Source organism: Salinicola lusitanus (assembly GCF_038648475.1).
GTDB lineage: Bacteria > Pseudomonadota > Gammaproteobacteria > Pseudomonadales > Halomonadaceae > Salinicola > Salinicola lusitanus.
In genome coordinates, this window is record NZ_CP151919.1 from 91,976 (window position 1) to 118,049 (window position 26,074).

Annotated in this window: 24 protein-coding genes; 6 read left to right on the plus strand and 18 right to left on the minus strand. The window is 66.3% G+C overall.

All coding sequences use genetic code 11. The features are described 5' to 3' along the window. Nucleotides 1–14: 14 nt before the first annotated feature. Both AAGT95_RS00410 and AAGT95_RS00415 read right to left on the minus strand, forming a co-directional pair. The gene (locus tag AAGT95_RS00410) at nt 15–635 is read right to left on the minus strand and encodes an L-threonylcarbamoyladenylate synthase (RefSeq protein ID WP_110598846.1); all 621 of its coding nucleotides are present in this window, start codon (nt 633–635) and stop codon (nt 15–17) included. Nucleotides 636–750: 115 nt separating this feature from the next. After that, nucleotides 751–1,674: a PHP domain-containing protein gene (locus tag AAGT95_RS00415; RefSeq protein WP_342595161.1), complete on the minus strand. Its 924-nt coding sequence runs from the start codon at nt 1,672–1,674 to the stop codon at nt 751–753. 110 nt (nt 1,675–1,784) lie between these two features. Here AAGT95_RS00415 and AAGT95_RS00420 point away from each other — a divergent pair, with 110 nt between their 5' ends. The 3 genes from AAGT95_RS00420 to mnmC all read left to right on the plus strand — a co-directional run bounded on the left by AAGT95_RS00420 (nt 1,785) and on the right by mnmC (nt 4,862). Further along, a complete protein-coding gene (locus AAGT95_RS00420) occupies nt 1,785–2,336 on the plus strand; it encodes a septation protein A (RefSeq protein ID WP_110598847.1) in 552 nt (183 codons plus the stop codon). Next, a complete protein-coding gene (locus AAGT95_RS00425; RefSeq protein ID WP_110598849.1) occupies nt 2,336–2,635 on the plus strand; it encodes a YciI family protein in 300 nt (99 codons plus the stop codon). Before AAGT95_RS00420 ends, AAGT95_RS00425 begins: the two co-directional genes overlap by 1 nt. A gap of 205 nt (nt 2,636–2,840) precedes the next feature. Beyond that, nucleotides 2,841–4,862, plus strand: coding sequence for a bifunctional tRNA (5-methylaminomethyl-2-thiouridine)(34)-methyltransferase MnmD/FAD-dependent 5-carboxymethylaminomethyl-2-thiouridine(34) oxidoreductase MnmC (mnmC, locus tag AAGT95_RS00430; protein ID WP_342596566.1), 2,022 nt, complete (start codon nt 2,841–2,843; stop codon nt 4,860–4,862). 386 nt (nt 4,863–5,248) lie between these two features. Here the strand turns inward: mnmC and AAGT95_RS00435 are convergent, their stop codons facing one another. Both AAGT95_RS00435 and AAGT95_RS00440 read right to left on the minus strand, forming a co-directional pair. Further along, a complete protein-coding gene (locus AAGT95_RS00435; RefSeq protein WP_342595162.1) occupies nt 5,249–5,980 on the minus strand; it encodes a response regulator in 732 nt (243 codons plus the stop codon). Between the two features lie 3 nt (nt 5,981–5,983). Further along, nucleotides 5,984–7,585: an ATP-binding protein gene (locus AAGT95_RS00440; RefSeq protein ID WP_342595163.1), complete on the minus strand. Its 1,602-nt coding sequence runs from the start codon at nt 7,583–7,585 to the stop codon at nt 5,984–5,986. A 345-nt stretch (nt 7,586–7,930) separates the two neighbouring features. On the opposite strand from AAGT95_RS00440, the gene AAGT95_RS00445 reads away from it, so the two are divergent. After that, nucleotides 7,931–9,244, plus strand: a complete 1,314-nt coding sequence (locus tag AAGT95_RS00445; protein WP_342595164.1) for a 2-hydroxycarboxylate transporter family protein — start codon at nt 7,931–7,933, stop codon at nt 9,242–9,244. Nucleotides 9,245–9,351: 107 nt separating this feature from the next. On the opposite strand, the gene AAGT95_RS00450 is transcribed toward AAGT95_RS00445, so the two are convergent. The 13 genes from AAGT95_RS00450 to ccmA form a co-directional block, all read right to left on the minus strand. Beyond that, a complete protein-coding gene (locus tag AAGT95_RS00450) occupies nt 9,352–9,621 on the minus strand; it encodes a YheU family protein (protein ID WP_087718155.1) in 270 nt (89 codons plus the stop codon). Beyond that, a complete protein-coding gene (gene ligA, locus AAGT95_RS00455; protein WP_342595165.1) occupies nt 9,618–11,654 on the minus strand; it encodes an NAD-dependent DNA ligase LigA in 2,037 nt (678 codons plus the stop codon). Before ligA ends, AAGT95_RS00450 begins: the two co-directional genes overlap by 4 nt. A gap of 157 nt (nt 11,655–11,811) precedes the next feature. Beyond that, complete coding sequence (gene zipA / locus AAGT95_RS00460) at nt 11,812–13,050, minus strand: cell division protein ZipA (protein ID WP_342595166.1); 1,239 nt, start codon at nt 13,048–13,050, stop codon at nt 11,812–11,814. A 209-nt stretch (nt 13,051–13,259) separates the two neighbouring features. Continuing rightward, the gene (gene smc / locus AAGT95_RS00465; protein WP_342595167.1) at nt 13,260–16,763 is read right to left on the minus strand and encodes a chromosome segregation protein SMC; all 3,504 of its coding nucleotides are present in this window, start codon (nt 16,761–16,763) and stop codon (nt 13,260–13,262) included. Nucleotides 16,764–16,840: 77 nt separating this feature from the next. Beyond that, a complete protein-coding gene (gene ccmI / locus AAGT95_RS00470) occupies nt 16,841–18,124 on the minus strand; it encodes a c-type cytochrome biogenesis protein CcmI (protein WP_342595168.1) in 1,284 nt (427 codons plus the stop codon). Beyond that, nucleotides 18,121–18,642 (minus strand): cytochrome c-type biogenesis protein, encoded by a 522-nt coding sequence (locus tag AAGT95_RS00475; protein WP_342595169.1) that lies wholly within the window; start codon nt 18,640–18,642, stop codon nt 18,121–18,123. Before AAGT95_RS00475 ends, ccmI begins: the two co-directional genes overlap by 4 nt. Then, the gene (locus AAGT95_RS00480) at nt 18,639–19,169 is read right to left on the minus strand and encodes a DsbE family thiol:disulfide interchange protein (RefSeq protein ID WP_110598871.1); all 531 of its coding nucleotides are present in this window, start codon (nt 19,167–19,169) and stop codon (nt 18,639–18,641) included. Before AAGT95_RS00480 ends, AAGT95_RS00475 begins: the two co-directional genes overlap by 4 nt. After that, a complete protein-coding gene (locus AAGT95_RS00485; RefSeq protein ID WP_342595170.1) occupies nt 19,166–21,175 on the minus strand; it encodes a heme lyase CcmF/NrfE family subunit in 2,010 nt (669 codons plus the stop codon). The genes AAGT95_RS00480 and AAGT95_RS00485 overlap by 4 nt, the downstream gene beginning before the upstream one ends. A gap of 33 nt (nt 21,176–21,208) precedes the next feature. Then, nucleotides 21,209–21,664, minus strand: a complete 456-nt coding sequence (gene ccmE, locus AAGT95_RS00490) for a cytochrome c maturation protein CcmE (RefSeq protein ID WP_110598874.1) — start codon at nt 21,662–21,664, stop codon at nt 21,209–21,211. Next, nucleotides 21,661–21,837: a heme exporter protein CcmD gene (gene ccmD, locus AAGT95_RS00495; protein ID WP_342595171.1), complete on the minus strand. Its 177-nt coding sequence runs from the start codon at nt 21,835–21,837 to the stop codon at nt 21,661–21,663. The genes ccmE and ccmD overlap by 4 nt, the downstream gene beginning before the upstream one ends. Before the next feature lie 57 nt (nt 21,838–21,894). Continuing rightward, entirely contained in the window at nt 21,895–22,626 is a 732-nt protein-coding gene (locus AAGT95_RS00500; protein ID WP_342595172.1) for a heme ABC transporter permease, read from the minus strand. Between the two features lie 52 nt (nt 22,627–22,678). Beyond that, nucleotides 22,679–23,401, minus strand: a complete 723-nt coding sequence (gene ccmB / locus AAGT95_RS00505) for a heme exporter protein CcmB (RefSeq protein ID WP_342595173.1) — start codon at nt 23,399–23,401, stop codon at nt 22,679–22,681. Further along, on the minus strand, nt 23,398–24,033 hold the full coding sequence (gene ccmA, locus AAGT95_RS00510; RefSeq protein ID WP_425356040.1) for a cytochrome c biogenesis heme-transporting ATPase CcmA: 636 nt from the start codon (nt 24,031–24,033) through the stop codon (nt 23,398–23,400). The genes ccmB and ccmA overlap by 4 nt, the downstream gene beginning before the upstream one ends. 187 nt (nt 24,034–24,220) lie before the next feature. Here ccmA and AAGT95_RS00515 point away from each other — a divergent pair, with 187 nt between their 5' ends. Both AAGT95_RS00515 and AAGT95_RS00520 read left to right on the plus strand, forming a co-directional pair. After that, nucleotides 24,221–24,694: a LexA family protein gene (locus AAGT95_RS00515; protein WP_110598881.1), complete on the plus strand. Its 474-nt coding sequence runs from the start codon at nt 24,221–24,223 to the stop codon at nt 24,692–24,694. After that, nucleotides 24,694–25,305, plus strand: coding sequence for an IMPACT family protein (locus tag AAGT95_RS00520; protein WP_110598883.1), 612 nt, complete (start codon nt 24,694–24,696; stop codon nt 25,303–25,305). The genes AAGT95_RS00515 and AAGT95_RS00520 overlap by 1 nt, the downstream gene beginning before the upstream one ends. A 39-nt stretch (nt 25,306–25,344) precedes the next feature. Here the strand turns inward: AAGT95_RS00520 and AAGT95_RS00525 are convergent, their stop codons facing one another. After that, entirely contained in the window at nt 25,345–26,031 is a 687-nt protein-coding gene (locus AAGT95_RS00525; protein ID WP_342595174.1) for a GntR family transcriptional regulator, read from the minus strand. Nucleotides 26,032–26,074 lie beyond the last annotated feature (43 nt).

The following is a 26,074-nucleotide window of genomic DNA, read 5'->3' on the forward strand; positions in this document are numbered from 1 at the left end:
GCCGGTGGCTTCGCTCAGCGGAAGGGGGCCGGATCTCCACGCCCTTCCCGTACGACCACGGGGGGAATCTCGCGCAGATCGACCACCGTGGTCGGCTCCAGCTGGCAGGCGCCGCCGTCGATGATCAGGTCCAGGTGGGCGCCGAGCCGCTCGCGAATCTCTTCCGGATCGGTCATCGGCCATGTCTCTCCCACCGGGATCAAGGTCACGCTCATCAGCGGCTCGCCCAGGGCGTCGAGCAGCGCATGGGTGATCTTGTGATCCGGCACGCGCACGCCGATCGACCGGCGCTTGGGATGCAGCAGCAATCTCGGCACTTCGCTGGTGGCGCTGAGGATGAAGGTGTAGGCGCCGGGGGTATGCGACTTGAGCAGCCGGAAGACGCTGTTGTCGACCTTGGCATAAGTGCCGATCTCCGAAAGGTCGGAGCAAACCAGGGTGAAGTTGTGACGGTCGTCGAGCTGGCGTAGCCACTTGATCTTCTCGATCGCTTTCTTCTCGCCCAACCGGCAACCCAGGGCATAGCCCGAATCGGTGGGATAGGCGATCACGCCGCCCTGGCGAAGGATCTCGATGGCCTGGTCGATCAGGCGCTTCTGCGGGTTCTGCGAATGAATCTGGAAGAATTGGGTCATCTCACGCTCTCCTGGAACCGCTGTCGAAATCTGCCGAACCCGAATGCTGCGGCCGTTAGCGGGAGTGCCGCTGTCTTCGGGGCCGTTACTGCTTCACAGGGTAACAGACGCGGCGCTACTCGCCGCCGGCAAAGCGTCGCAACGCCGGGTGACACCAGACCGGCCTGACATGGGAGCGCGGCGGGGGGCTGATCGTCCCCGGCGCCAGGGGGCCTCCCGGATAATGGAAGTCGCTGCCGACAGATCCGTAGAGCCCGTGGAAATCGAGCTGGCGGGCCAGGTCGTGGGTCGTGTCCGGATTCTGATAGCCGCTGACCAGTTCCGCCGCTTCGCCACCGGCATCGATGAAGGCCGAGAACATCAGGTCGCGCTTACGCCGGGTCATGCCGTAGCGCAGCGGATGCGCGACGACGGCGACCCCGCCGGCATCGCGAATCCACCCGACGACCGTGGCCAGTTCGGGCCAGTGCATCTTGACGTCCCCCCGCTTGCCGGTGCCCAGGTAACGCTTGAACGCCGTCTTGACATCAGGGACCACGCCGGCGGCAACCAGCGCCGCCGCGAAATCCGGCCGCCCCAGTGGGCGCTCACTTCCCGCTTCCTGGCGTGCCCTGGCGAGACCATCGGCGAGGCCGACCTTCTCCAGGCGATAAGCGATCTCGCGGGCTCGCCTGTCGCGGGCGAGTCCCAGCGTCCTCAATCCCTCCCCCAGTACCGGGGAGACCCCCTCGGGCAGAAGCGCCACGATATGCAGGGCGATACCGCGCCATTGGCAGGAGAGTTCGGCCGCCGCCAGCAGGGAGAGACCGTGAAGCCGGCATCGGGCATCCGCCTCCTCGACGCCGTCGACGGTGTCGTGGTCGGTCAGGGCGACATGGGTCAAGCCACGCGCATGACACAGGTCCACCAGCGAGGCGGGCGAGAGCTTGCCATCGGAAGCCGTGGAATGCAGATGCAGGTCGATTCCTTGGATACTCTCCAGCGTATCGGACAGCACGGTCGAGCTGGCCTCGGGATCATCGGTGGGAAAAGCGCTCATGGGCATGACGCCAGCCAGCGTCTTTGTCAGAATAGGTCGACTATGGTGAGGGCCGCGGCGAACGGGGTCAATCGTCCACGCCACCACCACCCGCCGGAGGCCCAGCCCGTATGAAACTGCTGTTCGATTTTCTGCCCATCGCCATCTTCTTCGCCGTCTATCATGTCAGCGGCGATATCATCATGGCGACGATGGTGCTCATTCCCGCTACCGTCGCGCAACTGGGCATCGTCTGGTGGCGCCAGCGCCGCATCGAGAAGATGCTGCTGATCACCTCGGTCATCGTGATCGTCTCGGCCACAGCGACCGTCGTCTTTCACAATCCGGCCTTCATTCAGTGGAAGCCCACCGTGATCAATGCGCTGTTCGGCGTCGCCTTTCTGCTCTCGCCGCTGTTCGGGGGCCAGACGCTGGTCCAACGGATGATGGGCAAGGCGGTATCGCTGCCGGCGGCCGTCTGGCGGCGCCTCAACCTGGCGTGGGTGCTGTTCTTCTTCGCCATGGCCGCACTCAACGTCTATGTCTTCAGCTATTACGATGAGGCGACCTGGGTCGACTTCAAGCTGTTCGGCATGCTGGGACTGACCCTGCTGTTCGTGGTCGGCCAGGCCCTGTTTCTGGCCCGTCATCTCTCGCAATCACAATCGAAGGAAGGCTCCTGATGCTTTACGCCATTATCAGTGAAGATGTCGACGACAGTCTGGACAAGCGGCTCGCGGCTCGCCCCGAGCACCTGAAACGTCTGGAAGCGCTGAAAGAGGAAGGCCGACTCGTGCTTGCCGGCCCCCACCCGGCCGTCGACAGCGACGATCCGGGTAGTGCCGGCTTCAGCGGTAGCCTGATCGTGGCCGAGTTCGATTCGCTCGAGGCCGCACAGCGCTGGGCGGACACCGACCCGTACGTCGCTGCCGGTGTCTACGCCCAGGTCCGGGTCAAGCCGTTCAAGCGGGTCTTTCCGTAACCCGGCCTCCTGCGGCGGACCGGTTATCCACAACCGCTGGCGTGGCGGTTTTGCACACCTGCTGTGGATAACGCTGTTAAGATCCCGCGGACGTCTTTCTCTGCTCCCGATAAGCCGCCGCCTGGCGAAAAGTGTTCAATTTTCATACAACGCGCCATCGACCCCTGCCCGAGGGGTCGTTCGATGATCCCCAGACGTGGAAACCATGAACGGCAAGCCGGTCACTTCTCATCGCCAGGCCATACGACATGCCGAGCTCGACTGGCGGGCCGACGACGGCGATGTCGAAGCGCCGTTCTCGACCGCTTACGATGATGTCTATTTCTCGCGCCAGGATGGCCGCGAGGAGACGCGTTTCGTCTTCATCGACAACAACGACCTGCCGCAGCGGTTGGCGGCCTGGCGCGAGCGACGCCCGTTCACGATCGGCGAGACGGGCTTCGGCACCGGGCTCAACATGGTGTGTGCCTGGACCTGTTTCGACGAACACGCCCCCGCCGATGCAAGACTGCACCTGATTTCGACCGAAAAGCACCCGCTCACCCGCGAGGCGCTGGCACGCGCCTGGCGCAGTTGGCCGCAGTTGTCGCGTCAGGCCGCTGCCCTGCTCGAGCAGTGGCCACCGGCGGTGGCGGGTGTCAATCGCCTGCAGTTGGACGCCCGCGTCATTCTGGATCTGCACTTCGGCGATGCGGCCGATTGCCTCGACCGCCTGGACGGACAGGTGGACGCCTGGTTTCTCGACGGCTTCGCGCCTTCGAAGAATCCCGACATGTGGCGACCCGAACTGTTCACGGCCATGGCCACCGCCAGTCGGCCGGGCGCCACCTTCGCCACCTTCACCTGCGCCGGTTTCGTACGCCGCGGCCTGAGCGCGGCGGGCTTTCGCTGGCGCAAGGTGCCGGGATTCGGTCGCAAGCGCGAGATGCTGCGGGGCGAGCATGATCCCGCCGCCCCGAGCGCGCCTCGGAGATCCTCGGCCAGAGCGGCCACTCCCTGGTTTCAGCCACCGCCGCCGAGGCCGGCGGACCATGTGGCGGTGATCGGCGCCGGCATCGCGGGTACCAGCGTCGCGGCGGCACTGGCGCGCCGGGGCAGCCAGGTGACCCTGATCGACCGCGAGGGCATCGCGGCAGGCGCTTCCGGCAATCCCCAGGCCGCGCTCTACGTCAAGATGGCCATCGAGCCCAACCTCCAGAGCCGGTTCTACCTCGCAGCGCTGCTCTACACGCAGCGCTGGCTGGCGCGTCTCGACCCTGAGCGCCGCTGGTGGTCGGATTGCGGACTGCTGCAACTGGCGGGAAAAGCCGGCGAGGTCGAACGCCAGCAACGTTTCCTGGCCCATTATCAGCTGCCGCCGGCCGTCGTTGCCGCCAGCGACCCTTCGTTGGCGACGACACTCGCCGGTGTGGCGCTGCATCAGCACGCGCTGCACTATCCACTGGCGGGTTGGGTCGACCCCGTGGCGCTTTGCCACCATCTCGCCGCGACACCCGGGGTCGGGGTCCGTCACGCCAGGCTCGATTCACTGCGGGAGACGGACGCCGGCTGGCGGCTGGCGCTGGGGCAGGAGTCGCTTCATGTCGACCAGGTCGTGTTCGCCACCGGTCATGCCAGCCGCCACTGGCTCGACGGGCTGCCGATACAGCCGGTCCGGGGGCAGATATCCACGCTGTCGCTGGCACCGGGCCACGGCTCCGGGGAGGCACCTGCACTGGATCGCGTTCTCTGCGCCGAGGGCTATGTCATGCCGCCTCGCGAGGGACGGCTGACCTTCGGCGCGACCTTTTCGCCCAACGATGATGACGATGCGGTGTGCAGCTCGGATCATCGACGCAATCTCGATGAACTGGCGCGCCTGGTCCCCGCGCTGGCGGAGTCGGTGGGGGATCGCTCTCCGGCGGCGTGCGGCGGCCGTGCCAGCGTTCGCGCCGCCAGCCCGGACAAGACGCCCTACGCCGGGCCGCTTCCCGAGTTCGATCGCTGGCGTCAGGACTATGCCGCCCTGGGCAAGGACGCCAGGCGTACGTTCAGCCAACCGGGCCGCCACTACCCGGGGCTATGGATGAGCACCGCACACGGCTCCCGGGGCATGGTCAGCGCGCCGCTGTGCGCCGAGCTGATCGCCTCCAGGCTTCACGACGAACCGATGCCTCTGGAGCGCGAGCTGATCGATCATCTGCACCCCGGCCGGCGGATCATCGCCGATCTGATTCGAGGCCGCTGATCCAGGCGGCGGGCAGGCTACGTTTCGCCTGAAAGAGGCCTGCCCGAGCTCTCGCGGCGTCGCGATCGGTTCGCTGGACAGCGCTCGGAGAGCCCTGATGGCGGCCCAACGGGCGAGTGCAGCGAATCCGAGGCGCATTGACTCCGCTTCGACGGGAGCGCGCCCCGATCCGCTTCTGACTCTCGACAGCCTTCGTTCGCACTTCGTGCAGCGGCGCTGACCCGATCGTCACTCCTGGCAATTTGCCGCCGGTATCTGCCTTGCGACCCACAAGGATGCGGGAAGTGCGATGCGGGAAGTGCGTTGGCACGTCGGGAGCGGGCCTAGCCCTGACCATCGCTCGTCGATCTCATCGACGGCCGAGGCCCGTTACGGTGAGCGCTGACTCAGGGAGTCGCGGCGCCGGTCTCCCCCAGCAGGGCCAGCGTCTCGCCATCGAGGCAGCGATAGGTGAAAGAGGGGCGACCGATCTGACCGTAGTGGAAGGACTCTTCGAGCACGCCACGATCCACCAGGTGCTTGAGATATTTCCGCACCGACACCCGTGACATGCCGGTATTTTCGCTCAGCGTCTCGGTAGTGAAAGGTGTCCCCGTCTGCTCGGCGACGGCCCTGGCCACCTGAGCCAGGGAGTTGGCGGTGAGGCCCTTGGGCAGATCGCCGGGGCGCGACGGTTGCATGGCGGTCGCCTCCCGCCGAAACAGCGCGTCGAGATCACGCTGATGGGCGCGAGCAGGCAGCCGGGACAGCCGCTGGTGCGTGTCCAGGCAGCGGGTCAGGGCCTCCCTGAAGCGCTCGAACTCGAACGGCTTGACCAGATAGTCGCTGACCCCCAGATGTTTGGCCTCTCGCACGGTCTCCATTTCAGAGGCTGCCGTGATCAGCACGATCTGGATATCGCGGGCCTGGCGGCGCAGGTCTCGCACCAGCGACAGGCCATTGTGCTCGCGCAGATAGACATCGAGCAGCAGCAGGTCCACGGTCTCCCGCGCCAGAATCTCTCTCGCCGCCGGCAGATCCTCGCACTGGGCGACCAGATCGATGCCGTCGATGCGGTTGAGGAACTCGACGTTGAGCCGCATCACCATTGGATCGTCCTCCACGACCAGCACGCGCATGAATCAAGTCACTCCGTCGGTTAGCTGCATTACGTCCATCACATAGGGCACGGTCACCTCGACCAGCGTGCCGCGCCCCGGCGTCGAATAGAGCGCCAGCGTACCACCTAGCGATTCCACATGGGCCTTGACCATGGCCAGCCCGTAGCCCCGCCCCGCCCCCTTGGAAGAGACGCCCTGCTCCATGGCAAGCTGCTGCTGGCTGTCACTCATGCCCCTGCCGTTGTCCGACACGTGCAACGAGAGCGCGCCGGCGTCGACACCCAGGGTCAGGCTCACCTGGCGCACCTCGCGACCGGCGACCGCCTCGAAGGCATTTTCCAGCAGATTGCCGATGATGGACACCAAGAGGTGCACGACCTCGCTTTCATCTGGCGCCGGAATTTCGCTCTGCAGGTCGATATCGAGCTCGACCCGGCGCTCTCTCGCCTCGCTCCCCTTGGCCAGCAGAAAGCCCGCCAGCACGGGGTCCCGAACCCCGGCGACCCGCGCCGCGGCCGGCGCGATCAAGGTGTCGTCGAGCTCACGCAGATAACGCTCCAGACGTCCCAGGTCGCGCAATTGCACCAGGCCGAGGATGACGTGCAGCCGGTTCTTGAACTCGTGGGTGGAAGCCCGCAGCGCCTGCGCGTAACGGCTGACACCGGTCAACTCCTCGGCCAGCCGGTTGACCTCGCTACGGTCCCGCAACGTCACCACGCTCCCCCCCGCGCCCCTCTCGCCGCGGATGGGCACGCGGTTGACGATCAGGGCGCGACCGTTCAGCGTCAAGCGCCGGTTGAGGGCGGGCGTGCCGCTGTCGAACAGCTCTCCGAGCGTGGCTGCGGGTATCCCCGAGCCGTCGCCGGCGCCCGCCGGATCCAGCAGCTCGCCGGCGGCCGGGTTGACCATGGTGATGACCGAATCGCCATCGATCGCCAGCACCCCCTCGTGCAGCGAGGCCAGCATCGCCTGACGCTGCTGAACCCATTGGGATATCTGGTGGGGCTCGAACCCCAGCAGGATCCGCTTGATGTAGCGTGCCAGACACCAGGCGCCCGTGGCACCGACCACCATCAGCAACGCGATGCCCAGCAGCAGTACCTGACGCCGCTCCGCCAGCAGCAGCCCGACCCGGGTCAGGGTGACCCCGGTGGCGACCGCACCGATCACCGCGCCCTGCCCATCGAGGACGGGCGAGAAACCCCGGATGCTGACACCCAGGGTACCTTCCGAACGGGAGACGTAGGACTGGCCATCCAGCGCGGGCCCCTCGTCGCCGCCGCGAAAATGACGCCCGACCTCGCCGGGGTCGGGATGCGTCAGGCGCAGATGGTTCCGATCCATCACGGTGATGAAATCGACGCCGAGCCGACTGCGCAGTGCCTCGATCTGCCGCCGCAGCTCGGAATCGGGGTCATGGACGATGGGCCTGGCCATGAGCGCGGAGCGCACGTCGTTACGATCGGCCAGCACCGCCGCGAGCCCCATCACACGCTCCCCCTGGGCCTCCTCCAGATTGGCACGCAGCTGGTAGTTGAAAAGCAGCAGCGCGACGCCGAGCGTCAGCACGATCATGCTGGCGACCAGGACGAATATCTGGGCACTCAGGCGCAGCCGCTTCACGCCTCATCCTCGGCGGACTGGCGTGGTTTGGCCATGACGCCAACCTGGCCGCCGCATCGGTCCGATCCGGAATTCATTACCCACTCCTTGCTGGAGGCGCCGGCGGGAAAGCACGCCTGCCGGCCTATCGACCAAGGTCGAGCGCCGTTTAGACCATGGTGGTATACCTTACGGGCCGGGGGTGTGCAGCGCACCACCCCATACCTTTCAATAGTTTCTAAAGGCTTTAATAATTTCATAAAACTTGGTCGACACCTCGGGGCCTCTATCCTCGGCAGCGTACCGCTCATCGGGGCAAGAATACCGCCTACCGCCCTTTGGGCGAAAATCCTTGGGGAGCCAACCATGACTTCAACCGTGACGCAAACCGTGCCGTCCGATTCCGGCCGTCGAGACAGCTGGCTGTCGACGCCGATCTTCGGCATTCCCTTTCCCCTCTTCGCCATCGCGGCCGGGGTTCTCGTCGTCTCCATGGCGACGGACACGATACCCACCGGCATGATCGGCGCCCTGCTGGTCATGATGATCCTGGGCGAACTGATGGGATTCATCGGCGATCGCCTGCCGATCGTCAAGAGCTATCTGGGTGGCGGCGCCATCCTGGCCATCTTCGGTGCAGCGACGCTGGTCTACGTCCAGTGGCTGCCGACCGCTGTCGTCGACAACGTGACCCAGTTCATGAAGAGCGGTGGCTTCCTCAACTTCTACATCGCCGCGCTGATCACCGGCAGTATCCTGGGCATGGACTCCCGCGTGCTGGTCAAGGTCGGCTCGCGCTACGCCCTGCCGCTGATCTGCGCCGTGCTGTTCGCCGCCCTGTTCGCGATCGCCGTCGGCTGGGTCATGGGATTCTCGCCCCAGGACGCGGTCGTGGTCATCACCCTGCCGATCATGGGCGGCGGCATGGGCGCCGGTGCGGTGCCGATGAGCCAGATCTACGAGCAACTGCTGGGCCAGCCCGCCAGCTACTACATCTCGATCCTGGTGCCGGCGCTGGCGCTGGGCAACGTCTTCGCCATCATCATTGCCGGCCTGCTCAACGGCCTGGCCAACCGGATGCCGAGCCTGACCGGCAACGGCCAGATGATGCCGGGCGTCGAGATCGAAGAGCGCGAAAGCAAGCCGGATCTCTCCAAACTGGGCATCGGCGTCATCGCCGCCCTGACCTTCTTCGTCGCCGGTGAAATCCTGGGTGGATTCATTCCGCTGCATCCGTACGCGCTGATGATCATTCTGGTTGCCGTGCTCAAGATCGCCAACGTGGTGCCGGAATCAATCAACGAGGCCGCTGCACAGTGGTTTCAGTTCGTCGCCAAGAACTGGACCTTCGCCCTGCTGTTCGGTATCGGCATCGCCTACACCGACCTCGGCCAGGTGATCGATGCGATCTCCATCACCTACGTGATGATCGTCTTTGCCGTGGTGGCGGGTGCCGCCTTCGGCGCGGGCCTGGTCGGCAAGCTGGTCGGCTTCTACCCGATCGAATCGGCCATCACCGCCGGCCTGTGCATGGCCAACATGGGCGGCACCGGCGACGTCGCCGTGCTCTCCGCCGCCAAGCGCATGCAACTGATGCCGTTCGCGCAGATCTCCTCGCGCCTCGGCGGTGCGCTGATCCTGCTGATCTCCAGCATCGTGGTACCGCTGTTCTTTACCTGAACCGCCAGCTCAGGCCAGCCGGGTGACGGCGTGGCCATGTAAAACGGCGCCCCCGTTGTGAACGGGGGCGCCGTTTCGCTGAGTGCCAACCACGTGTCGATGAACGCTCAGCCCTCTTCCTCGTCGTCGGCGAGGTCACGACCGAAACTGCGCCACTGAGCCAGGGTCATCACCTCGGTGCTCTCGGTCTGCAGGTCGTGGACGATCAGCAGCTCGCTTCGTTCCAGCTGCCGCTTGAGATCACGCACCCAGTCGTGCATGTCCGTCGCCACGTCGGTGGTGTCGTAGCCCTGCCGGGTGACGAACGTCTCCAGCAGTGCGTCCAGTGTCTCCGCCGGCAGCATGCGATGGGGGATCTCGATAAAGCGTCCGCTCATGCGCCTGCCTCCCACGCTTCCAGCCGCCCGATGAACGTCGCCTCGTCGATCACCTCGACCTCCAGTTCCTCGGCCTTGGCCAGCTTGCTGCCGGCGCCGGGGCCGGCGACGACGGTCGCGGTCTTCTTGGAGACGCTGCCGGCGACCTTGGCACCCAGCGCCTGCAGGCGCTCCTTGCCTTCGTCCCGAGTCATGCTCTCTAGACTACCGGTCAGCACCCAGGTCTGTCCCGCCAGCGGCTGCGGACGCTCGGCCATCTCGACCTCATCCCAACTGACGCCGACCGCCCGCAGATCGTCCAGCGTCTCCTGGTTATGGGGCTGCTGGAAGAAGGTGTGGATGTGATGGGCCACCACCGGCCCGACATCGTCGACCGCCTTCAAGGCTTCCAGCGAAGCGTCGCGCAACGCCTGCAGCGAGCCGAAGTGACGTGCCAGGCTTGCCGCGGTCGCCTCGCCCACTTCACGAATCCCGATCGCGTAGACGAACCTGGCCAGGGTCGTACGCTTGGCAGCATCGAGCGAGGCGATCAGATTGTTGGCGGACTTCTCCGCCAGCCGGGGCAACTCCGCCAGCCGCTCGGCCCGTAGTCGGAACAGATCGGCTGGCGTCTTGACCCAGTCCCGCTCGACCAGCAAGTCGATCAGCTTCTCGCCCAGGCCATCGATATCCAGCGCGCGGCGGCTGGCGAAGTGCTTGAGTGCCTCCTTGCGCTGCGCCGGGCAGAACAGCCCGCCGGAACAGCGCGCGGCAACCTCGCCCTCGAGCCGCTCGATCTGCGAACCACAGACCGGACACGCGGCGGGCATCTCGATGGCACGGGTCGTAGTCGGACGCTGCGATTCGACGACCCCGACGATCTGCGGGATCACGTCGCCGGCACGGCGCACGATCACCGTATCGCCGATACGCACGCCGAGACGTTCGATCTCGTCCATGTTGTGCAGGGTGGCGTTGGAGACCGTTACACCAGCGACCTGCACCGGCTCCAGCTTGGCGACCGGCGTCAGCGTACCGACGCGGCCGACCTGAAAGGCCACGTCGTTGAGCGTCGTGGTCTGCTCCTGGGCGGGGTACTTGAACGCAATGGCCCAGCGTGGCGCGCGCGAGACGAATCCCAGCTCGCGCTGCGCGCGCAGGTCATCGACCTTGAGCACGGCACCGTCGATGTCGTAATCGAGCCCTTCGCGGCGCTTGCCCAGCGACTCGCAGAATTCGACGACGCCGCTGGCGCCCTCCACCACGTCCAGCAGCGGGCTGGTTCGAAAGCCCAGTGCCCGCAGGCGCTTCAGGTAGTCGGAATGGGACTGGGCGTCATCGTCGCCCTCCAGTCGCGCTACCTGGTAGGCGCAGAACTCCAGCGGGCGCTGGGCAGCGATCGATGAGTCCAGTTGGCGGAGGCTACCGGCGGCCGCATTGCGCGGATTGGCGAAGACCTTGTCGCCCCTTTCGCGCGCCCGCTCGTTCATCGCCTCGAAGCCGGAGTGACGCATGTAGACCTCGCCACGCACTTCGATCAGCGACGGCACCGACTTGCCGCGTAGCTTGAGCGGTATGGAGTGAATCGTGCGCAGATTGAGGGTGACATCCTCGCCGGTACGGCCGTCGCCACGCGTCGCGCCCTGAACCAGTTGGCCGTCCTCGTAGACCAGCGACACGGCCAGACCGTCGAGCTTGGGTTCGCAGCAGAACGCCAGCGATTCGGGATCCTGCTCGAGCTTGTCGGCCGCGCGCTTGACGAAGGCTCGCAGCTCCTCTTGATTGAAGGCGTTGTCGAGCGACAGCATCGGCACCGCGTGGGTGATTTCCCGGAAGTGATCGGCAGGCGCCGCACCGACGCGCTGGGTCGGGGAATCCGGCGTGACCAAGCCGGGATGATCGGCTTCCAGCGACTGCAGCTCGCGCAGCAGCTTGTCGTATTCGGCGTCGGTGATCTGCGGCGAATCCTCGACGTAGTAATGGTAGTTGGCGTCATCCAACTGCTGGCGCAGGGCACTGGCCCGCTCGCGGACCGCTGGGGGAATCTGGCTCATGGCGCTCGGTTCGATCGCTGCTCAAAAAAGTGACACGCATTGTAGCGGAAGCCCGCCGCGGCTGCCGCAGTGGCGCCCATCAGCGAACGCCGGAAACGACGACGGGGCCCGAAGGCCCCGTCGTCGATACCGCTACCGCGTTCGGTATCAGGCTGTGTCAGTTGGCCTGATAGCGATGGAGCCGATGACGCCGCTCGAACTCCTGCACCCGCTGGCGTGCGAACTCGATCGTCTGCGCGGTCATCACGCTGTGATTCTCGTCCTTCAGCTCGCCGCCCAGGTTGCGTACCAGCACCATCGCCGTCTCCAGCATCGCCTCGAAGGCCGCGGCCGTATCGTTGGCGCCCGGGAGCGGCATCAGGAAGGTCACGCCCGGCGTCACGATCTCCTGCATGCTATCCAGGTCGAACACCCCCGGCTTGACGACGTTGACCATCGAGAACTGAAGTTCGCTATCGTCGGCTTCGGTTTCGTAGCGATGGAAGATACCCATTTCGCTGAAGCGCAGACCGCAGGCCAGCATCAGGTTGAGCAGATCGGCACCGTCGAAGCCCGCTTCCGTTCTCGCCAGCACGCTGATGACGATGATCTCCTCGGAGTGCGCCAGAGTTTCCCTGGCCCGCGCCGCGCTCACATGGTGGCGCTTGGCACGTTCGACGGCGGGATGTTGAGTCACGACGTCGCTGCGTGGCGCCTCTTCGATCTCTTCCACCGGCACCGAGGCAAGTTCGTCCTCGCCACGCACGGCAGCGGTCCGCGAACTATCCTGCTGCTGGGGCGCCTCGGGTTCCTCGGCCATCCGAGCACCGCCGGGCGGCACCAGCGCCGTGATCTGCAGGCGGTCGGGCGTCTCGGCACCGGCGACTTCATTCCCCCCCAGGCGAGGCTCTTCGTGCCGCGCCGACGTTCTCGCGCGGCTCTCCTCGGCCTCGCGCCGAGCATCCTCACGCTTGTGGCTCAGGCGCTGGGCGGATTCGCTGACGCGCTTGGCACCCGCGCGAACGGCACTCTTCACATTGTTCGTGACGTTGTGCTGCATGTCGGCGAACGACGACCGCGCACGTCGGTCGAGAATGCTGCTCTGCAGCTTCTCTTCCGGGATCCGCTCCTGTCGCTTGGGCTCGGTGGGTCTGACCGGTTCCGAACCGTCGCCGCTGCGCTCGAACGTCGCCGGACGCAGGACACGTGCCCCTCCATTGGGCAATTCCCAGTTGACCTCGGCCTCGCGGGCCGCCTGTTCCGGATCCGCCTCGGATCCGTCGTCGACTCCATTATCTCCCATCGCCTGATCTAGGCGTGGAACTCGACGTTGGCGCTGTAGGCGACGGAAGCCATCGATCACGATGGTCGCCACCAAAACCAGCCCCAGGATGATCAGCCACTCTCTTAGTTCCATGGGTCGTCTTGCCTGTTCGCGGTGCCACTATGCTGGAAGAGGACAACATGCATTCGGCATGTCGGCACTAGCATAGCGTGATTTGTCAAAAATGGGCTACTTTTTTTCTTTGTCAAGCAAAGTTTTGCCCATCAGCAATCACCCTTCAATTCCCTTCGATGTCGAACATCCTATTACGCCGTTAGCCGGTTTGGCTATTTTTGCCAACTTCAGGACGCCTCCGCCATCGACGCTGCTTCATCCACACCCACGGATACCAGACGCGAGACGCCCGGCTCCTGCATCGTGACTCCCATCAACCGTTCGGCGGCTTCCATCGCGATTTTGTTATGGGTGATGAAGATGAACTGCACGCTCTCGGACATTTCCTTGACCAGTTTCGCGTAACGCCCCACGTTCGCATCGTCGAGGGGAGCGTCTACCTCGTCGAGCATGCAAAAAGGGGCCGGATTGAGCTGGAAGATGGCGAATACCAAAGACAGCGCCGTCAGCGCTTTTTCTCCCCCGGACAGCAAATGAATGGTGCTGTTTTTCTTGCCCGGCGGCCGTGCCATGATCGCCACCCCCGTCTCCAGCAAATCCTCCCCCGTGAGGGTCAACCATGCGGCCCCGCCACCGAAGACTCTGGGAAAAAGTGCCATCAGGCCGCGATTCACTTCCTCGAAAGTCTGCTTGAAACGGGTCCTGGTCTCCTGGTCGATGCGCTTGATCGCACGCTCCAGCGTCTCGATCGCCTCGCTCAATTCGGCGTGCTGGGCCTCGAGATAGTCGCGCCGCTCGCTCTGCTGCTCGTACTCCTCGATCGCCGCCAGGTTGATGGCTCCGAGGCGGCGAATGCGCTCGCCGGTCTCCTCCAGGCGGGTCTGCCAGGCCGATTCCGTGGCATTGGGATCGAGGTTCTCCTGCAGCGTCTGCTCATCCTGCTGCTGCTCCGCCAGCGTCTCCCGCTGGGCATCGGCCTTGAGCGTCAAGGCCTGAACCTGCATCCGCGCCTCCTGCAGCCGCTGGCGGAGCCCTTCGAGATTGCGCTCGTGCTGCTGACGGTCGATCTCGGCCTGGCGTAACGTCTCGCCGATCTGGTTGGCCCGCTCCCGGCAGCGGTCGAGCGTGGACTCCTGCTGGGAGCGCGTCTCGAGCAACCGCTCCAGACGTTCACGCTGATCCTCACCGGGTTCGTGAAGCGTCTCCCGCTGCTCACGAAGCCACTCGCAGCGTTCCTCGAGGCGGGAGAGCTGGCCGCGGCTGCGCTCGACCTGTTGCTGAAGCTCGCCGCGCTGCGCCTCCAGACGCTGGCGTTCGAGCGCCAGTTGCTGCTGGGTCTGATGCGTCTGCCGCTGTTGCTGACGCAACTCCCCCAGCCGCGCCTGGCTCTGCTCGCGCGCCGTCTGCAGCGCTTCGCGCTCGGCAGCGTTGGCTTCGACCCGGTCGAGCGCCTGCTGCCAACGCTCCCGTGCGGCTTCGAGCTCAAGCCGCTGTGTCGCGTGGCGCTCCTGGCTCTGCGCCTGCTCCGCTTCGAACTCCCGCAGCCGGGAAGCGACATGCTCGAGCCGGCTATCCAACGCTGCCAGCCGGGTCGATTGCGCCTGACGCTGGTCGGCCAGCTCCCGCTCCTCATGGCGCAGCGATTCCAGCGCCGCCTCGCAGCCATCGATCTCGGCCTGCCACTGGGCGATCTGCGAATCGCGCTCGACCAGGGTGGCGTCGAGCGCGGCGAGCTCCTCGACCAGTACGTCGCGACGTTGCCGCTGCAGCAGCACGCTATCCGCGTTGGCGTCGTCGCGACCGAGTCGCCGGGCCCAGCCGTGCCCCAGCCACAGACCGTCCCGGGTGATCACGCTCTGACCCGGGCCAAGATCGGCCGCCATCCGCCACGCGGCTGTCACGTCGTCGGCGCAGTGAATCGTCGCCAGCAGTGTCGCCAGCGCCCCCGCCCCCTTGACCCGGGCACCCAGCGATTCGGCGGGCGCGCTCACCGTGGCCTGGAGCGACACCACCGGCAGCTCCCCGCTCGCCAGTGATGCCAGCGGCTCGCGGGCGGATTCCGGCTCGGCCAGGCGCGCCTTCAGCCAGGGCCCGAGCACCCAGGCGACGGTGCGCTCCCAGCCGGCCGTGACCTCCAGACTCTCGGCGACTCGTGGCGCCCTCCCCAGCGGGTGATCGGCAAGGTGTTCGGCCAGGCTGGCGTCGTCATCGTTGAGGGCCGCCTCGATCAGCGCCTCGAGCGACGCCACCTCGCCCTGGCAGCGGTGCTGGCGCTCGCGCTCTTTATCCCTGGCCGCCTGTGCCTCGGCCTGGCCTGCGCGGGCACGCTCCCGGGACTCCTGGCGCTCCTCGCGGCGAATCTCCAGCGTCTGCTGCCGCTCGTCCAGCACGGCCAGCGCTTCCTGCAGCGAGGCTTTCTCATTGTCGAGGTCGTCGACGTCCGGCAGTTCCGATCGCTGCTGCCGGCGGCGCTCCAACTCGCGGGTCAGCTCCTCGAGCTGACGCTCGAGGCGCTGGATGCTCTCCTGCTCGCGCTCGGCCCGGTGGCGGGCATCACGATCCTGCTCGCTGAACGCCTCCCACTGCTGCTGGCACGCCTGCGCCGAGTGCTCGGCCTCCTCGAGCTGCATCTCCAGCGTCAGCAGCGCCTCGTCGGCCATCTCGATCTCGGGGAGCAGCGTCTCGAGCCGGATGTCCCACTCGCCGCGGCGCTCCTCGTCCTGGGCGATCAGCTGGGCCAGGGCGTCCCGCTCCCGCTGCGCACTCTCCAGGTCACCGGAGAGCTGCTGCTGCCGCTGCCGGGCGTGCTCGAGCGACTGCTCCAGCCGGGCAATGTCTGCGCCGGTCTGGTAGAACGCGGCCTGGTGAGATTCCAGCTCGGCGGCCACGGCGTCGTGGGTTTCCCGGCCCTCCGCCAGCCGCGTTTCGCACTGGCGCTGGCCGAGAATCTCGCGCTCGACCTGGATCTCGCAGTCTCGAACCCGGGCTTCTTCCTCGCGCTGCTGGCTGCGCAGGGCGCGTTCGCGCAGCACCGCCAGCTCGCCGCGCAGGCGATGCTCCTCGGCTTTCAGCGTGCGGTAACGCTTGGCGGCCTCCGCCTGACGCTTGAGCCGTTCGAGCTGCTTGTCGAGCTCCTCGCGAATGTCGTCGAGCCGCTCGAGATTCTCCTGGGTCCGCCGCAGGCGGTTTTCGGTCTCCCGTCGACGCTCCTTGTACTTCGAGATCCCCGCCGCTTCCTCCAGCGTGTTGCGCAGCTCTTCCGGGCGGGCTTCGACGAGCCGGGAGATCATGCCCTGGCCGATGATCGCGTAAGAGCGCGGCCCGAGGCCGGTGCCGAGGAAGATATCGGCAATATCGCGCCGACGGCATTTCTGGCCGTTGAGGAAATAGCTGGATTGCGCCTCGCGGGTCACCAGACGCTTGACCGCGATCTCGTTGTATCCGGCGTAGGCGCCGCCGAGTTCGCCATCGCGATTGTCGAAGATTAGTTCGATGGAGGCCTGACCGATGGGAGAGCGACCGGTGGAGCCGTTGAAGATGACATCGGTCATCGATTCGCCGCGCAGGGTCTTGGCGGAGGACTCCCCCATCACCCAGCGCACCGCGTCGATGACGTTGGACTTGCCGCAGCCGTTGGGTCCGACGATGGCGGTCATGTTGCTGTCGAACGGCACCGTCACCGGATCGACGAACGACTTGAAGCCGGCCAGCTTGATGGACTTGAGGCGCATGCGGAAAAGAGAGCTCCGAAAACCGAGTGGGTGGCGGATCGCCGACGAAAGCAACCCGCCACGGGTTTCGGCAGAGCCTAAGGCACTGCGTGATCGATATCCAGCGCCAACGTCGCCGAACCGGCCACCTCGACGCCGTCGAGCCGGCCATACAGATCACCGGATTGCGGGGTTGCCTGGCCGGTCGCCGAGACGCGTGCCACCAGATCGACGCGGTCGGCCTGGGAAAGGCGTGCGTCGGCGGTCATCGCCTGGGCGTCGCTCAGCGTCAGCGTGCGTGGCAAGGCGCCCAGCGTCGTCTGTGCGATCGCCAGCGGCGGCCGGTTGCCATCGACGTCTCGCGCCACCAGGAAGACCGGGGTATCGGCAGCTAGCCGCCCCTGCAACGATGGCGACAACGTCAGGTCGACCTGCAGCGAGGGTTGCCCCGCGACGGCGGCAGCCGAGGTCGGCGCTGCTGCCGACGTCCTGTCCGATGTCGTCTCCCGAGTCTCGGCAGGCGTTTCCCGGGTCGCGGCCAGGCGCTGCTGGGCAACGGCGATCACCTTGCGCAACGCCTGACCCGACTCGGCATCCTGATAGCCGGCCATGGCGCGGCGCCAGTAGTCGATCGCCTGCGGGTAGCGGGCGTGATCGAAGGCATCGATGCCGAGCATGCCGAGCACCGTCGGCTGGCGCGGATCGAGCTTCAGCGTCTCGTCGACCAGCGCCTGGACCTCTCCGGTCAGCGTGCGGTGAGCGGCGAAGAACTTCATCTGCGCCAGCTGGGCGAGCAGCGCCGGCTGGCGTCCCTGCAGCGCGATCAGTCGTTCGAGCGTCATGATCGCCTTGTCGAACTGGCCGCTGTCGCGATAGCGCGGAAACAGCTCGGCCCACGCCTTGGGGTTGTCGTCCTGGCGCCGAGCCTCGGCTTCCAGGGCGGCAAGACGCGTCTCCGGCGGCGCATGGGTCAGCGACTGGATGACCTGATAGAGCGCCAGATCGCGACGATCGCCGGTCTGATCGTAGAACAGCAGCGTGCCGGCGATCACCACGACGGCCACGAGCGGCAGCAGCCAACGGCCGGCCTGGACGCGTCGCAGCGGCCGTCGACCGGTGCTGCCGGCATCCTCCAGAAGCCGACGGTCGAGTTCCAGGCGGTCCTCGGCGAAGCGCTCCCGGTCGATCTCGCCCTCCGCCAGCGCCGCTTCCAGCGCAGCCAACCGTTGGCGATAGATCGCCAGGTTCTCGGCATTGTTACGATCGTCGGCCTCGAACGTCATCAGCGCATCCCGCAAACCGGCGGCGCGACGCAGCGGCAGCCACAGCAGCCACAGGCTCAGCAACAGCAGCGCGACGATACCTGTCCATAATGGGATCATGGGGTCCCCCCGTCATTGCGGCGGCCGTGCGAGCCGGCAGCGTGACGCGACGTCAGCGCCTCGAGCCGGCGTCTCTCGTATTCGTCCAGACCGACGCTGCCCGATTCGCGATCCTCCAGCCGACGCCGGCGCAAGACGAAGCCGGCCACCACGCCGGCGCCGATCGCCACCAGGCCGAAGGGCAAGCCCCACAGCAGCCAGGTGCGCGCATCCAGCCGCGGATCGTAGAGAGCGTAATCGCCGAAGCGACTGACCATGGCGTTCTCGATCTGCCGATCGCTCTGGCCATCGCGCAGCAGCGCGGCGACCCGCGCGCGCATGTCCGCGGCGATCGGCGAGTTCGAGGCGCCGATCGATTCGTTCTGGCACTTGGGGCAGCGCAGCCGGGTGGTCAGATCCTCGTAGCGCTGCATCAAGGCGGGGTCGTCGAAATCCTGCACCTCGATGGCCGCGAGAGCCTTGGTACCCGCCAGGATGACGATCGGCAGCAGGCAGATCAGCAGGAGTCGACGAGTCATGGCTGCCATTTTTTCACCTCGGGGAGGATCACGTCCTCGACGTCCTGCGGCGTGATATAGCCGGTGTGGTGGTAGCGAATGACCCCTTCGGCGTCGACCAGGAAACTCTCCGGCGCGCCGTAGACGCCAAGATCGAAACCGAGCGTGCCGTCCGGATCGAACAGCGAGACCTCGAACGGATTGCCGAACTCGTCCAGGAACTGCAATCCGTTCTCCCGCGTGTCCTTGTAGTCGACGCCGACCAGGCGCACGCCGCGCTCGGCCAGCGCCAGCAACTGCGGCATCTCCTGCTTGCAGGTCGGGCACCACTCGCCCCAGACATTGACCAGGGTCACCTGCCCTTCGAGCAGGGAACGGTCCAGCGTGCGATCGGGATCATCCAGCGTGGCCAGGTTGAACGCCGGGAACTCTCTGGCCAGCAGCGCCGAATCCCGCGCCGCGGGATCCTTGGCCAAGCCGCGATAGAGGAATACCACCAGCACGGCGAACAGCAACAGCGGTATCAACAGCAGCAGGCGACGTCTCATGAGATCCCCTCCCTCGCCCCGGTGCCGGGCGGGATCGATTCGTGCGTGCGCAAGGCCGCGGAGCGCCTCGGCATCCGGCGATAGCGACGATCGATGACGGCAAGGATACCGCCCGCCGCCATCATCAGGGCCCCCAGCCAAAGCCAGCGCACGAACGGTTTGAGCTGAATCCGCAGCGACCAGTCGCCATTGTCGAGCTTCTCCCCCAGCGCCACGTAGAGGTCGCTGAACAGCCCCGGACGCAGCGCGACATCGGTCATAGGCATGCCGCTGGCGACATAGAAGCGCTTCTCGGGCTGCATCGTGAAACTCGCGCGTCCGGGCCGGGTCACCTCGATGGTGGCGGTATCCGCGGTGTAGTTGGGACCGCGCCGCTCCCGAAAGTCGGTCATCGCGAACTGATATCCGCCCACCTCGACGCTCTGCCCCGGCGCCAGCCGCACGTTCCGCTCGACGTTGTAGTGCGACACCATCGCCACGCCGACGATGGTCACCGCCAGCCCCAGATGCCCCACCACCATGCCCCAGTAGGCCAGCGTCAGTTTCTTCAGACCGCCCAGCCGACCGCGGCGGGTTTTATCAAAGATATCCCGCGCCAACGACAGCGCCAGCCACAGCGCCAGCAGCAAGCCCAGCGTGACACCGAGACTGAAGCTACCGCCGTAGAGAAGCGGCAGGACTGCAGCGACCACCACCGCGACGATGGCCGCTCCCCCCAGGCGCCGGGCGAGCTCCCGGCCCGGCATGCGCTTCCAGCGGGCCAGCGGCCCGAGCCCCATGAACAGGCAGAGCAGCGCCGTCAGTGGCACGAACAGCGCGTTGAAATAGGGCGGCCCCACGCTGATCTTGCCCAGGCCCAGCGCATCCAGCAGCAGCGGATAGATCGTGCCGAGCAGCACCGTGACGGTCATCACCACCAGCAGAATATTGTTGATCAGCAGCAGCGAGTCCCGCGACAGCCAGCCAAAGCCCGCAAGGGATTGAACCCGGGGAGCACGCAGCGCGAAGATCGCCAGCGACAGGCCCACGGTGACGCCGAGAAGCGCCAGGATGAACGTCCCGCGAGAGGGGTCGTTGGCGAAGGCGTGGACCGAGGTCAACACCCCCGAGCGCACCAGGAAGGTGCCCAGCAGCGACAGCGAGAAGGTGAAGATCGCCAGCAGCACCGTCCAGTTCTTGAAGGTGCCGCGCTTTTCCGTCACCGCCAGCGAATGGATCAAGGCGGTGCCGGCCAGCCACGGCAGCAGCGAGGCGTTCTCGACCGGGTCCCAGAACCACCAGCCGCCCCAGCCCAGCTCGTAGTAGGCCCACCAGCTGCCCAGCGCGATCCCCACGGTGAGAAACGCCCAGGCGACGTTGGTCCAGGGCCGCGCCCAGCGCGTCCAGGCGGCGTCGAGCCTGCCACCGAGCAGCGCCGCCATGGCGAAGGCGAACACCACCGAAAAACCGACATACCCCATGTAGAGCATCGGCGGGTGCACGATCAGACCGAAATCCTGCAGCAGCGGATTGAGATCGGCGCCGTCCGTCGGCACGTTGGGCAGCAGACGCTCGAACGGGTTGGACGTCAGCAGAATGAACAGCAGAAAGCCGCTGCTGATCCAGCCCATCACCCCGAGCACGCGAGCCAGCATGTCGCGCGGCAGACGCTGGGAGAAGAGGCTGACGGCGAAGCTCCAGCCGCTCAGGATCAGCACCCATAGCAGTACCGACCCCTCGTGGCTGCCCCACACCGCACTCAGCTTGTAGTACCACGGCAGCAGCGAGTTGGAGTTGTTGGCGACGTAGGCGACGCTGAAATCATCCAGCGCGAAGCTCGCGGTCAGGCTGAGATACGCGAGGACCAGAAAGAGGAACTGGCCCCAGGCCATGGGCTGGGCGAACGCCATCCACAGCGGGCGCCGGGTGGCGGCGCCCCATAGCGGCACGATCGCCTGCAGCACGGCCATGGCGAGCGCCAGAATCAGCGCGAAGTGTCCCAGCTCGGGCAGAATTCGAATCAACATGGTGTCACTCGCAACGTTTGACGAGGCAGCGTCTCAAGAGGACGGTACGCTGCCGTCCGGCAAATTGCCGGTGGCCTTCAGCGCCTCGGCGACCTCGGGCGGCATGTAGGTCTCATCGTGCTTGGCCAGCACCTGCTGGGCGATGAATTCGCCAGCGTCGTCAAGCTGGCCGATCACCACCACGCCCTGCCCCTCCCGGAAGAGGTCGGGCAGGATATCGTCGTAGCGGACTTCGACGTCCTTGGCGAAATCGGTGACCCGGAAGGTGACCTCCAGCGAGTCGCTTTCGCGCTCGACGCTGTCTTTCTCGACCACGCCGCCGAGGCGCATGGTGCGGCCGTGGGGCGCTTCGCCGGCGGCAATCTGTGATGGCGTGAAGAACAGGTTGATGTTGGCGCGCAGCGCGTAGAGGGTGAGCCCTACCGCGACGGCGACCAGCGCCACCAGCCCGACCACGATGATCAGCCGGCGTTGACGTTTGGCTCTCATGAGCGTGCCTCGCGGCGCTGGCGTCGCTTCAGCGTCTGCATGAGCTGGCGCCGCTCGAGCCTGGCCCACAGGATGAACCCCACGACGATCAGCGCCGCCAGGCCCCAGGCAGGCCAGACGTATTTGGCATAACCGCCCATGGTCAGGAAGGCGGCGAATGAATCGAAAGCCATGTCACGTTCCGTTGATTGATGCCGGCAGGGTCGGCGTCGCCCTGTCGATCCGAGTTGTCAGTCGGCCAGCGCCTGTACCCAGCGAGCCCGCGATTCGCGGCGGATCAGCTCGTTGCGCAGTCGGTACAGTGTCAGGGCGATGAACAAGGCGTAGAACCCCAGTACCATCACCAGTAGCGGCATCCACATGCTGGCCGGCATCGCCGGCCGCTCGGTCAGGCTGAACGTGGCCGGCTGATGCAGCGTGTTCCACCACACCACCGAGTATTTGATGATCGGGATGTTGACCACCCCCACCAGCGTCAGCACCGCCACCGCCTTGGCACCCTGGTCGCCGCGGCCAAAGGCGCCGCGCAGCGCGATCACGCCGATGTAGAGAAACAGCTGGATCAGCATCGAGGTCAGCCGCGCATCCCAGGTCCACCAGGTGCCCCAGGTCGGCACGCCCCACAGCGAACCGCTGAACAAGCCCAGGACGGTCATCGCCGCGCCGAACGGTGCCATCACGCTGGCGGCCATGTCGGCGACCTTGATCTTCCAGATCAGGAACACCGCGGAAGCCAGGGCCATGGCGACGAACACGCTCTGGGCCAGGATCGCCGAGGGCACGTGCACGTAGATGATGCGGTAGCTGTCACCCATCTGGTAATCGGGGGGCGATATCGCCAGTGACCAGACCGTGCCGATCGGCAGCAGGATCAGCGCGGCGACCCAGAAGAAGGGCTGCAGCCTGCCGCAGATCGCATAGCTCCACTTCGGGGAGCCCAGTTTGTGCACGAACGTCCACATGCGCTATATCACCATGTCCTTGCCGAGCCTTGTCCCACTGCAGCCGATCTCGCTAGCCGTTCACACTGATCCGCAGGCCGCCGGCTATCGCGAATGGCGCCGCGGCCACGGCCAGCGCCAGCAGCGCCCCCAACAACGCCAGTGCCGGCCCTGCCATCCCACCCTCGATGGCCGCCTTCACCGCGCCGGCGCCGAAGATCAGCACCGGGATGTAGAGCGGTAGCACCAGTAGGGAGAGCAGCACCCCACCGCGCGGCAAGCCGACGGTCAAGGCGGCGCCGATCGCCCCGATCAGGCTGAGCGTCGCCGTTCCCAGCGCGAGCGAGAGCATCAGCGCCAGATAGCCCGCCCCCGGCAGCGCCAGCAGCACGCCGAGCAGTGACGCGCAGAGTGCCAGCGGCAGCCCGGTCAACAGCCAGTGAACGACGACCTTGGCCAGACAGAGCACAGGCAGTGGCAGCGGTGAAAGCAGCATCTGCTCGAGACTGCCATCCTCGTAATCGCCACGGAACAGGCCGTCCAGCGACAGCAGCATGGCGAGCAACGCCGCCACCCACAGCAATCCGGGGGCGACGCTGGCCAGCAGGTCCGGCTCGGGCGATATCCCCAGCGGGAACAGCACCACCACCAGGGCCAGAAACATCAGCGGGTTGACCAGATCGCCGCCGCGCCGCCGCGCAATCTTCAGCTCGCGCCGAACCTGGGCGACGCAAACGCCCCACAGGCCGATTTCCTCGCCGCGCCCGGTCGTCGAACCGCCCGAATTCGCGCTCATGCGGGCTCTCCCAACAGCAGCGAGTCTACACGACCGTTAGCGTGAAAAGTATGGTGTGTGGTCATGACGACCGCGCCTCCCGCGTCACCGTGCGCGACCAGCCGCTGCTCCAGCCAGGCGACGCCCTCGCGATCGATGGCAGTGAAGGGTTCGTCGAGGATCCACAGCGGGCGAGGAACCAGCTCGAGCCGCGCCAGGGCGATGCGCCGCTGCTGACCGGCGGAGAGCTGTCGTGCCGGGATATCCTCGAAGCCCGCCAGCCCCACGGCCTCGAGAGCCCGTTCGAGATCGGAAACCGGCGCCCTGACGCCGGCCATGGCAGCGGCCCAGGCGAGGCTCTCCTGGGCGGTGAGCGCCGCCGAGACGCCCGGGGCGTGGCCGACATAGAGAAGCTGCGAAAGAAAGGCCTCGCGGGATCTGGCCAGCGGCTCGCCATGCCACTCGATGCGCCCTTCGGTCGGCGGCAACTGCCCGGTCAGCAGCTTGAGCAGCGTCGTCTTGCCGCTGCCATTGGCCCCCTCGATACGCAGGATATCGCCGTCCTCGACCCGCAGGTCGAGCGCTCGAAACAGCCAGCGGTCATCCCGCTCGCAGGCGAGCCGACTGGCCCGCAGTGACACCTTCACCGCCATGCGACCTCGCGATCCGGACAGGTTTCGCCGCTGGCGCCGGCCACGGCAGGCGCCACTCTACACCGAAGGCCCAAGAGCTCGCCACACTCGGCCAGGAACGTCGTTGCCCGGTGACATCCCGGGCGGTTATCGGCTTGCCGCCGTCGCTTGCCTTGCTATGATGGCGATACCACCTCGGGAGAAGACGATGACAAACGCCGCACCGAGCTATCTCCAGCGCCAGCCGAACCTGCCGCTGATCGACGGCAACTGGGAACCCATCGACGCGACCGATCTGGTCGAGATACCGCTGCTGGGCCAGGTCGCGGCCGGGCTGCCGATGGAAGCCTGCCTCGACAACGCCACCGTCCACGTTCCGGCCAAGCTGGTCCGTCGCAACACCTATGCGCTGCGCGTACGTGGCGACTCGATGATCGACAGCAACATCTTCGATGGCGATGTCATCATCATCGAGCGTTACGAGTCGGCGGAAAACGGCGAGACCGCCGTGGTGCTGATCAACAATCAGGAAGTGACCCTGAAGAAGCTGTTCATCGAGAAGTCCGGGGTCCGTCTGCAGCCGGCCAACGACAACATGCCGCCGATCTACCTCAAGAACGAGGACGTGCAGGTGCTGGGGCTGGTCATGGGCGTGATGCGCAATCCCCCTCAGGCGGCCTGATGCGCTACCCCATTCCCGACCTTTCCCCCGGGGCTTGGCACGTCGAAGCCCTCGAGATCGAAAAGAGCCGGTTCATCTGCCGGCTCTGCCACACCCCGGACAACGCCACCTTCGAGGCCCTGCTGGCCGAGACCCGCCTCGCCTATCCGGATGCCAGCCACCACTGCTCCGCCTTCATCGCCGGCGCCCCCGGCGAACAGGTCGCGATCGGCTTCTCCGACGACGGCGAGCCGGGCGGCACCGCCGGACGCCCCATGTTCCAGGCGCTGGAGGGGAGCGGGCTGGGCCAGGTCGGCGCAGTGGTGACGCGCTACTTCGGCGGCACCAAGCTGGGCACAGGCGGCCTGGTCCGCGCCTATACCCAGGCCGTGCTCAAGGCACTCGACACGCTGCCCAGGCGCGCCTTCACCGAACGCCGCGCGGTGGCGATCCAGGTCGATTTCAGCAACGAGGCGGAAGCCCGCCGCTGGCTGGCCGAGCACGACATCCCCGTCACCGACGCGGACTACGATAGCCAGGGAGCGCGCCTCAGCCTGGCATGGCCGGCCGACGACAGCCTCTCGCTGACGCGACTGGAGCAGCGCCTCAAGGGCGCGCTCGTGCGCCTCTGATCCCGGCGCGAAAGGCCCTGGCCCGATGATCCCCGACCGCTAGTCACCCTCTTCCGGGCTGTTTCGATCCTCCCGGCAGGCCCCCCGTGCCACCTCGTGGGAAAGCCGGATATGTTCCTCGAGCAGTGCCCGAGCCGCGGGAATATCGCGAGCCATGGCCAGCTCCACCAGTTGGCCGTGCTGGAGGTTGAGCGTATCCCGGATCGTATCGTTGGCCGGCGCCATCCGGCGATAGCGGTCGAACTGGTCGTGCAACTGCTCGATGAAGCGCAGCAGCCACGCCGAACCGCAGGGTTCGAGCAGGTGGCGATGGAACTGGAGATGCATCTGCTCCCAGTGTTCCAGCTGTCCCGGCGTCTCGTCGGCTCGCTTGAGGCGGTGGAACGCCGCCAGCAGGCCGGCTTCCCATTCGTCGCCGCCCGCCTGGAGCGCCTGAGCCAGCGCAAGCCCCTCCAGACGTCGCCGCAGATCGGCGATGTCGTCGAGTTCGGCACGCTTGAGCGCGGGAACCCGAAAGCCACGCTGATTCTCCTGCTCCAGCAGTCCGTAGGCGGCCAGACGATTCAACGTCTCACGCAGCGGGCTCAGACCGACGCCGTAGCGCTGCCTGAGCACGGTGATCGCCAGCTTCTGGCCCGCGGTAAAACGACCGTCGATCAGATCGCGCTTCAGCGCTGCATACAGTTGGCTCGCCGTCATGTTGGTGGTGGCGGCTTCAGCTCCCATAAAGACGACCCTTCCGATTCATTGGCAAAGATTCACTATCGCA

Coding starts and splice junctions, on each gene's coding strand:
- AAGT95_RS00410 (WP_110598846.1), bottom strand. CDS start 635: ATGACCCAATTCTTCCAGATTCATTCGCAGAACCCGCAGAAGCGCCTG.
- smc (WP_342595167.1), bottom strand. CDS start 16,763: ATGCGCCTCAAGTCCATCAAGCTGGCCGGCTTCAAGTCGTTCGTCGAT.
- AAGT95_RS00445 (WP_342595164.1), top strand. CDS start 7,931: ATGACTTCAACCGTGACGCAAACCGTGCCGTCCGATTCCGGCCGTCGA.
- ccmI (WP_342595168.1), bottom strand. CDS start 18,124: ATGATCCCATTATGGACAGGTATCGTCGCGCTGCTGTTGCTGAGCCTG.
- AAGT95_RS00485 (WP_342595170.1), bottom strand. CDS start 21,175: ATGTTGATTCGAATTCTGCCCGAGCTGGGACACTTCGCGCTGATTCTG.
- mnmC (WP_342596566.1), top strand. CDS start 2,841: ATGAACGGCAAGCCGGTCACTTCTCATCGCCAGGCCATACGACATGCC.
- AAGT95_RS00450 (WP_087718155.1), bottom strand. CDS start 9,621: ATGAGCGGACGCTTTATCGAGATCCCCCATCGCATGCTGCCGGCGGAG.
- AAGT95_RS00515 (WP_110598881.1), top strand. CDS start 24,221: ATGACAAACGCCGCACCGAGCTATCTCCAGCGCCAGCCGAACCTGCCG.
- AAGT95_RS00500 (WP_342595172.1), bottom strand. CDS start 22,626: ATGTGGACGTTCGTGCACAAACTGGGCTCCCCGAAGTGGAGCTATGCG.
- AAGT95_RS00525 (WP_342595174.1), bottom strand. CDS start 26,031: ATGGGAGCTGAAGCCGCCACCACCAACATGACGGCGAGCCAACTGTAT.
- AAGT95_RS00520 (WP_110598883.1), top strand. CDS start 24,694: ATGCGCTACCCCATTCCCGACCTTTCCCCCGGGGCTTGGCACGTCGAA.
- AAGT95_RS00475 (WP_342595169.1), bottom strand. CDS start 18,642: ATGACTCGTCGACTCCTGCTGATCTGCCTGCTGCCGATCGTCATCCTG.
- ccmD (WP_342595171.1), bottom strand. CDS start 21,837: ATGGCTTTCGATTCATTCGCCGCCTTCCTGACCATGGGCGGTTATGCC.
- ccmE (WP_110598874.1), bottom strand. CDS start 21,664: ATGAGAGCCAAACGTCAACGCCGGCTGATCATCGTGGTCGGGCTGGTG.
- AAGT95_RS00480 (WP_110598871.1), bottom strand. CDS start 19,169: ATGAGACGTCGCCTGCTGCTGTTGATACCGCTGTTGCTGTTCGCCGTG.
- AAGT95_RS00435 (WP_342595162.1), bottom strand. CDS start 5,980: ATGCGCGTGCTGGTCGTGGAGGACGATCCAATGGTGATGCGGCTCAAC.
- zipA (WP_342595166.1), bottom strand. CDS start 13,050: ATGGAACTAAGAGAGTGGCTGATCATCCTGGGGCTGGTTTTGGTGGCG.
- AAGT95_RS00425 (WP_110598849.1), top strand. CDS start 2,336: ATGCTTTACGCCATTATCAGTGAAGATGTCGACGACAGTCTGGACAAG.
- ligA (WP_342595165.1), bottom strand. CDS start 11,654: ATGAGCCAGATTCCCCCAGCGGTCCGCGAGCGGGCCAGTGCCCTGCGC.
- AAGT95_RS00420 (WP_110598847.1), top strand. CDS start 1,785: ATGAAACTGCTGTTCGATTTTCTGCCCATCGCCATCTTCTTCGCCGTC.
- ccmB (WP_342595173.1), bottom strand. CDS start 23,401: ATGAGCGCGAATTCGGGCGGTTCGACGACCGGGCGCGGCGAGGAAATC.
- ccmA (WP_425356040.1), bottom strand. CDS start 24,033: ATGGCGGTGAAGGTGTCACTGCGGGCCAGTCGGCTCGCCTGCGAGCGG.
- AAGT95_RS00415 (WP_342595161.1), bottom strand. CDS start 1,674: ATGAGCGCTTTTCCCACCGATGATCCCGAGGCCAGCTCGACCGTGCTG.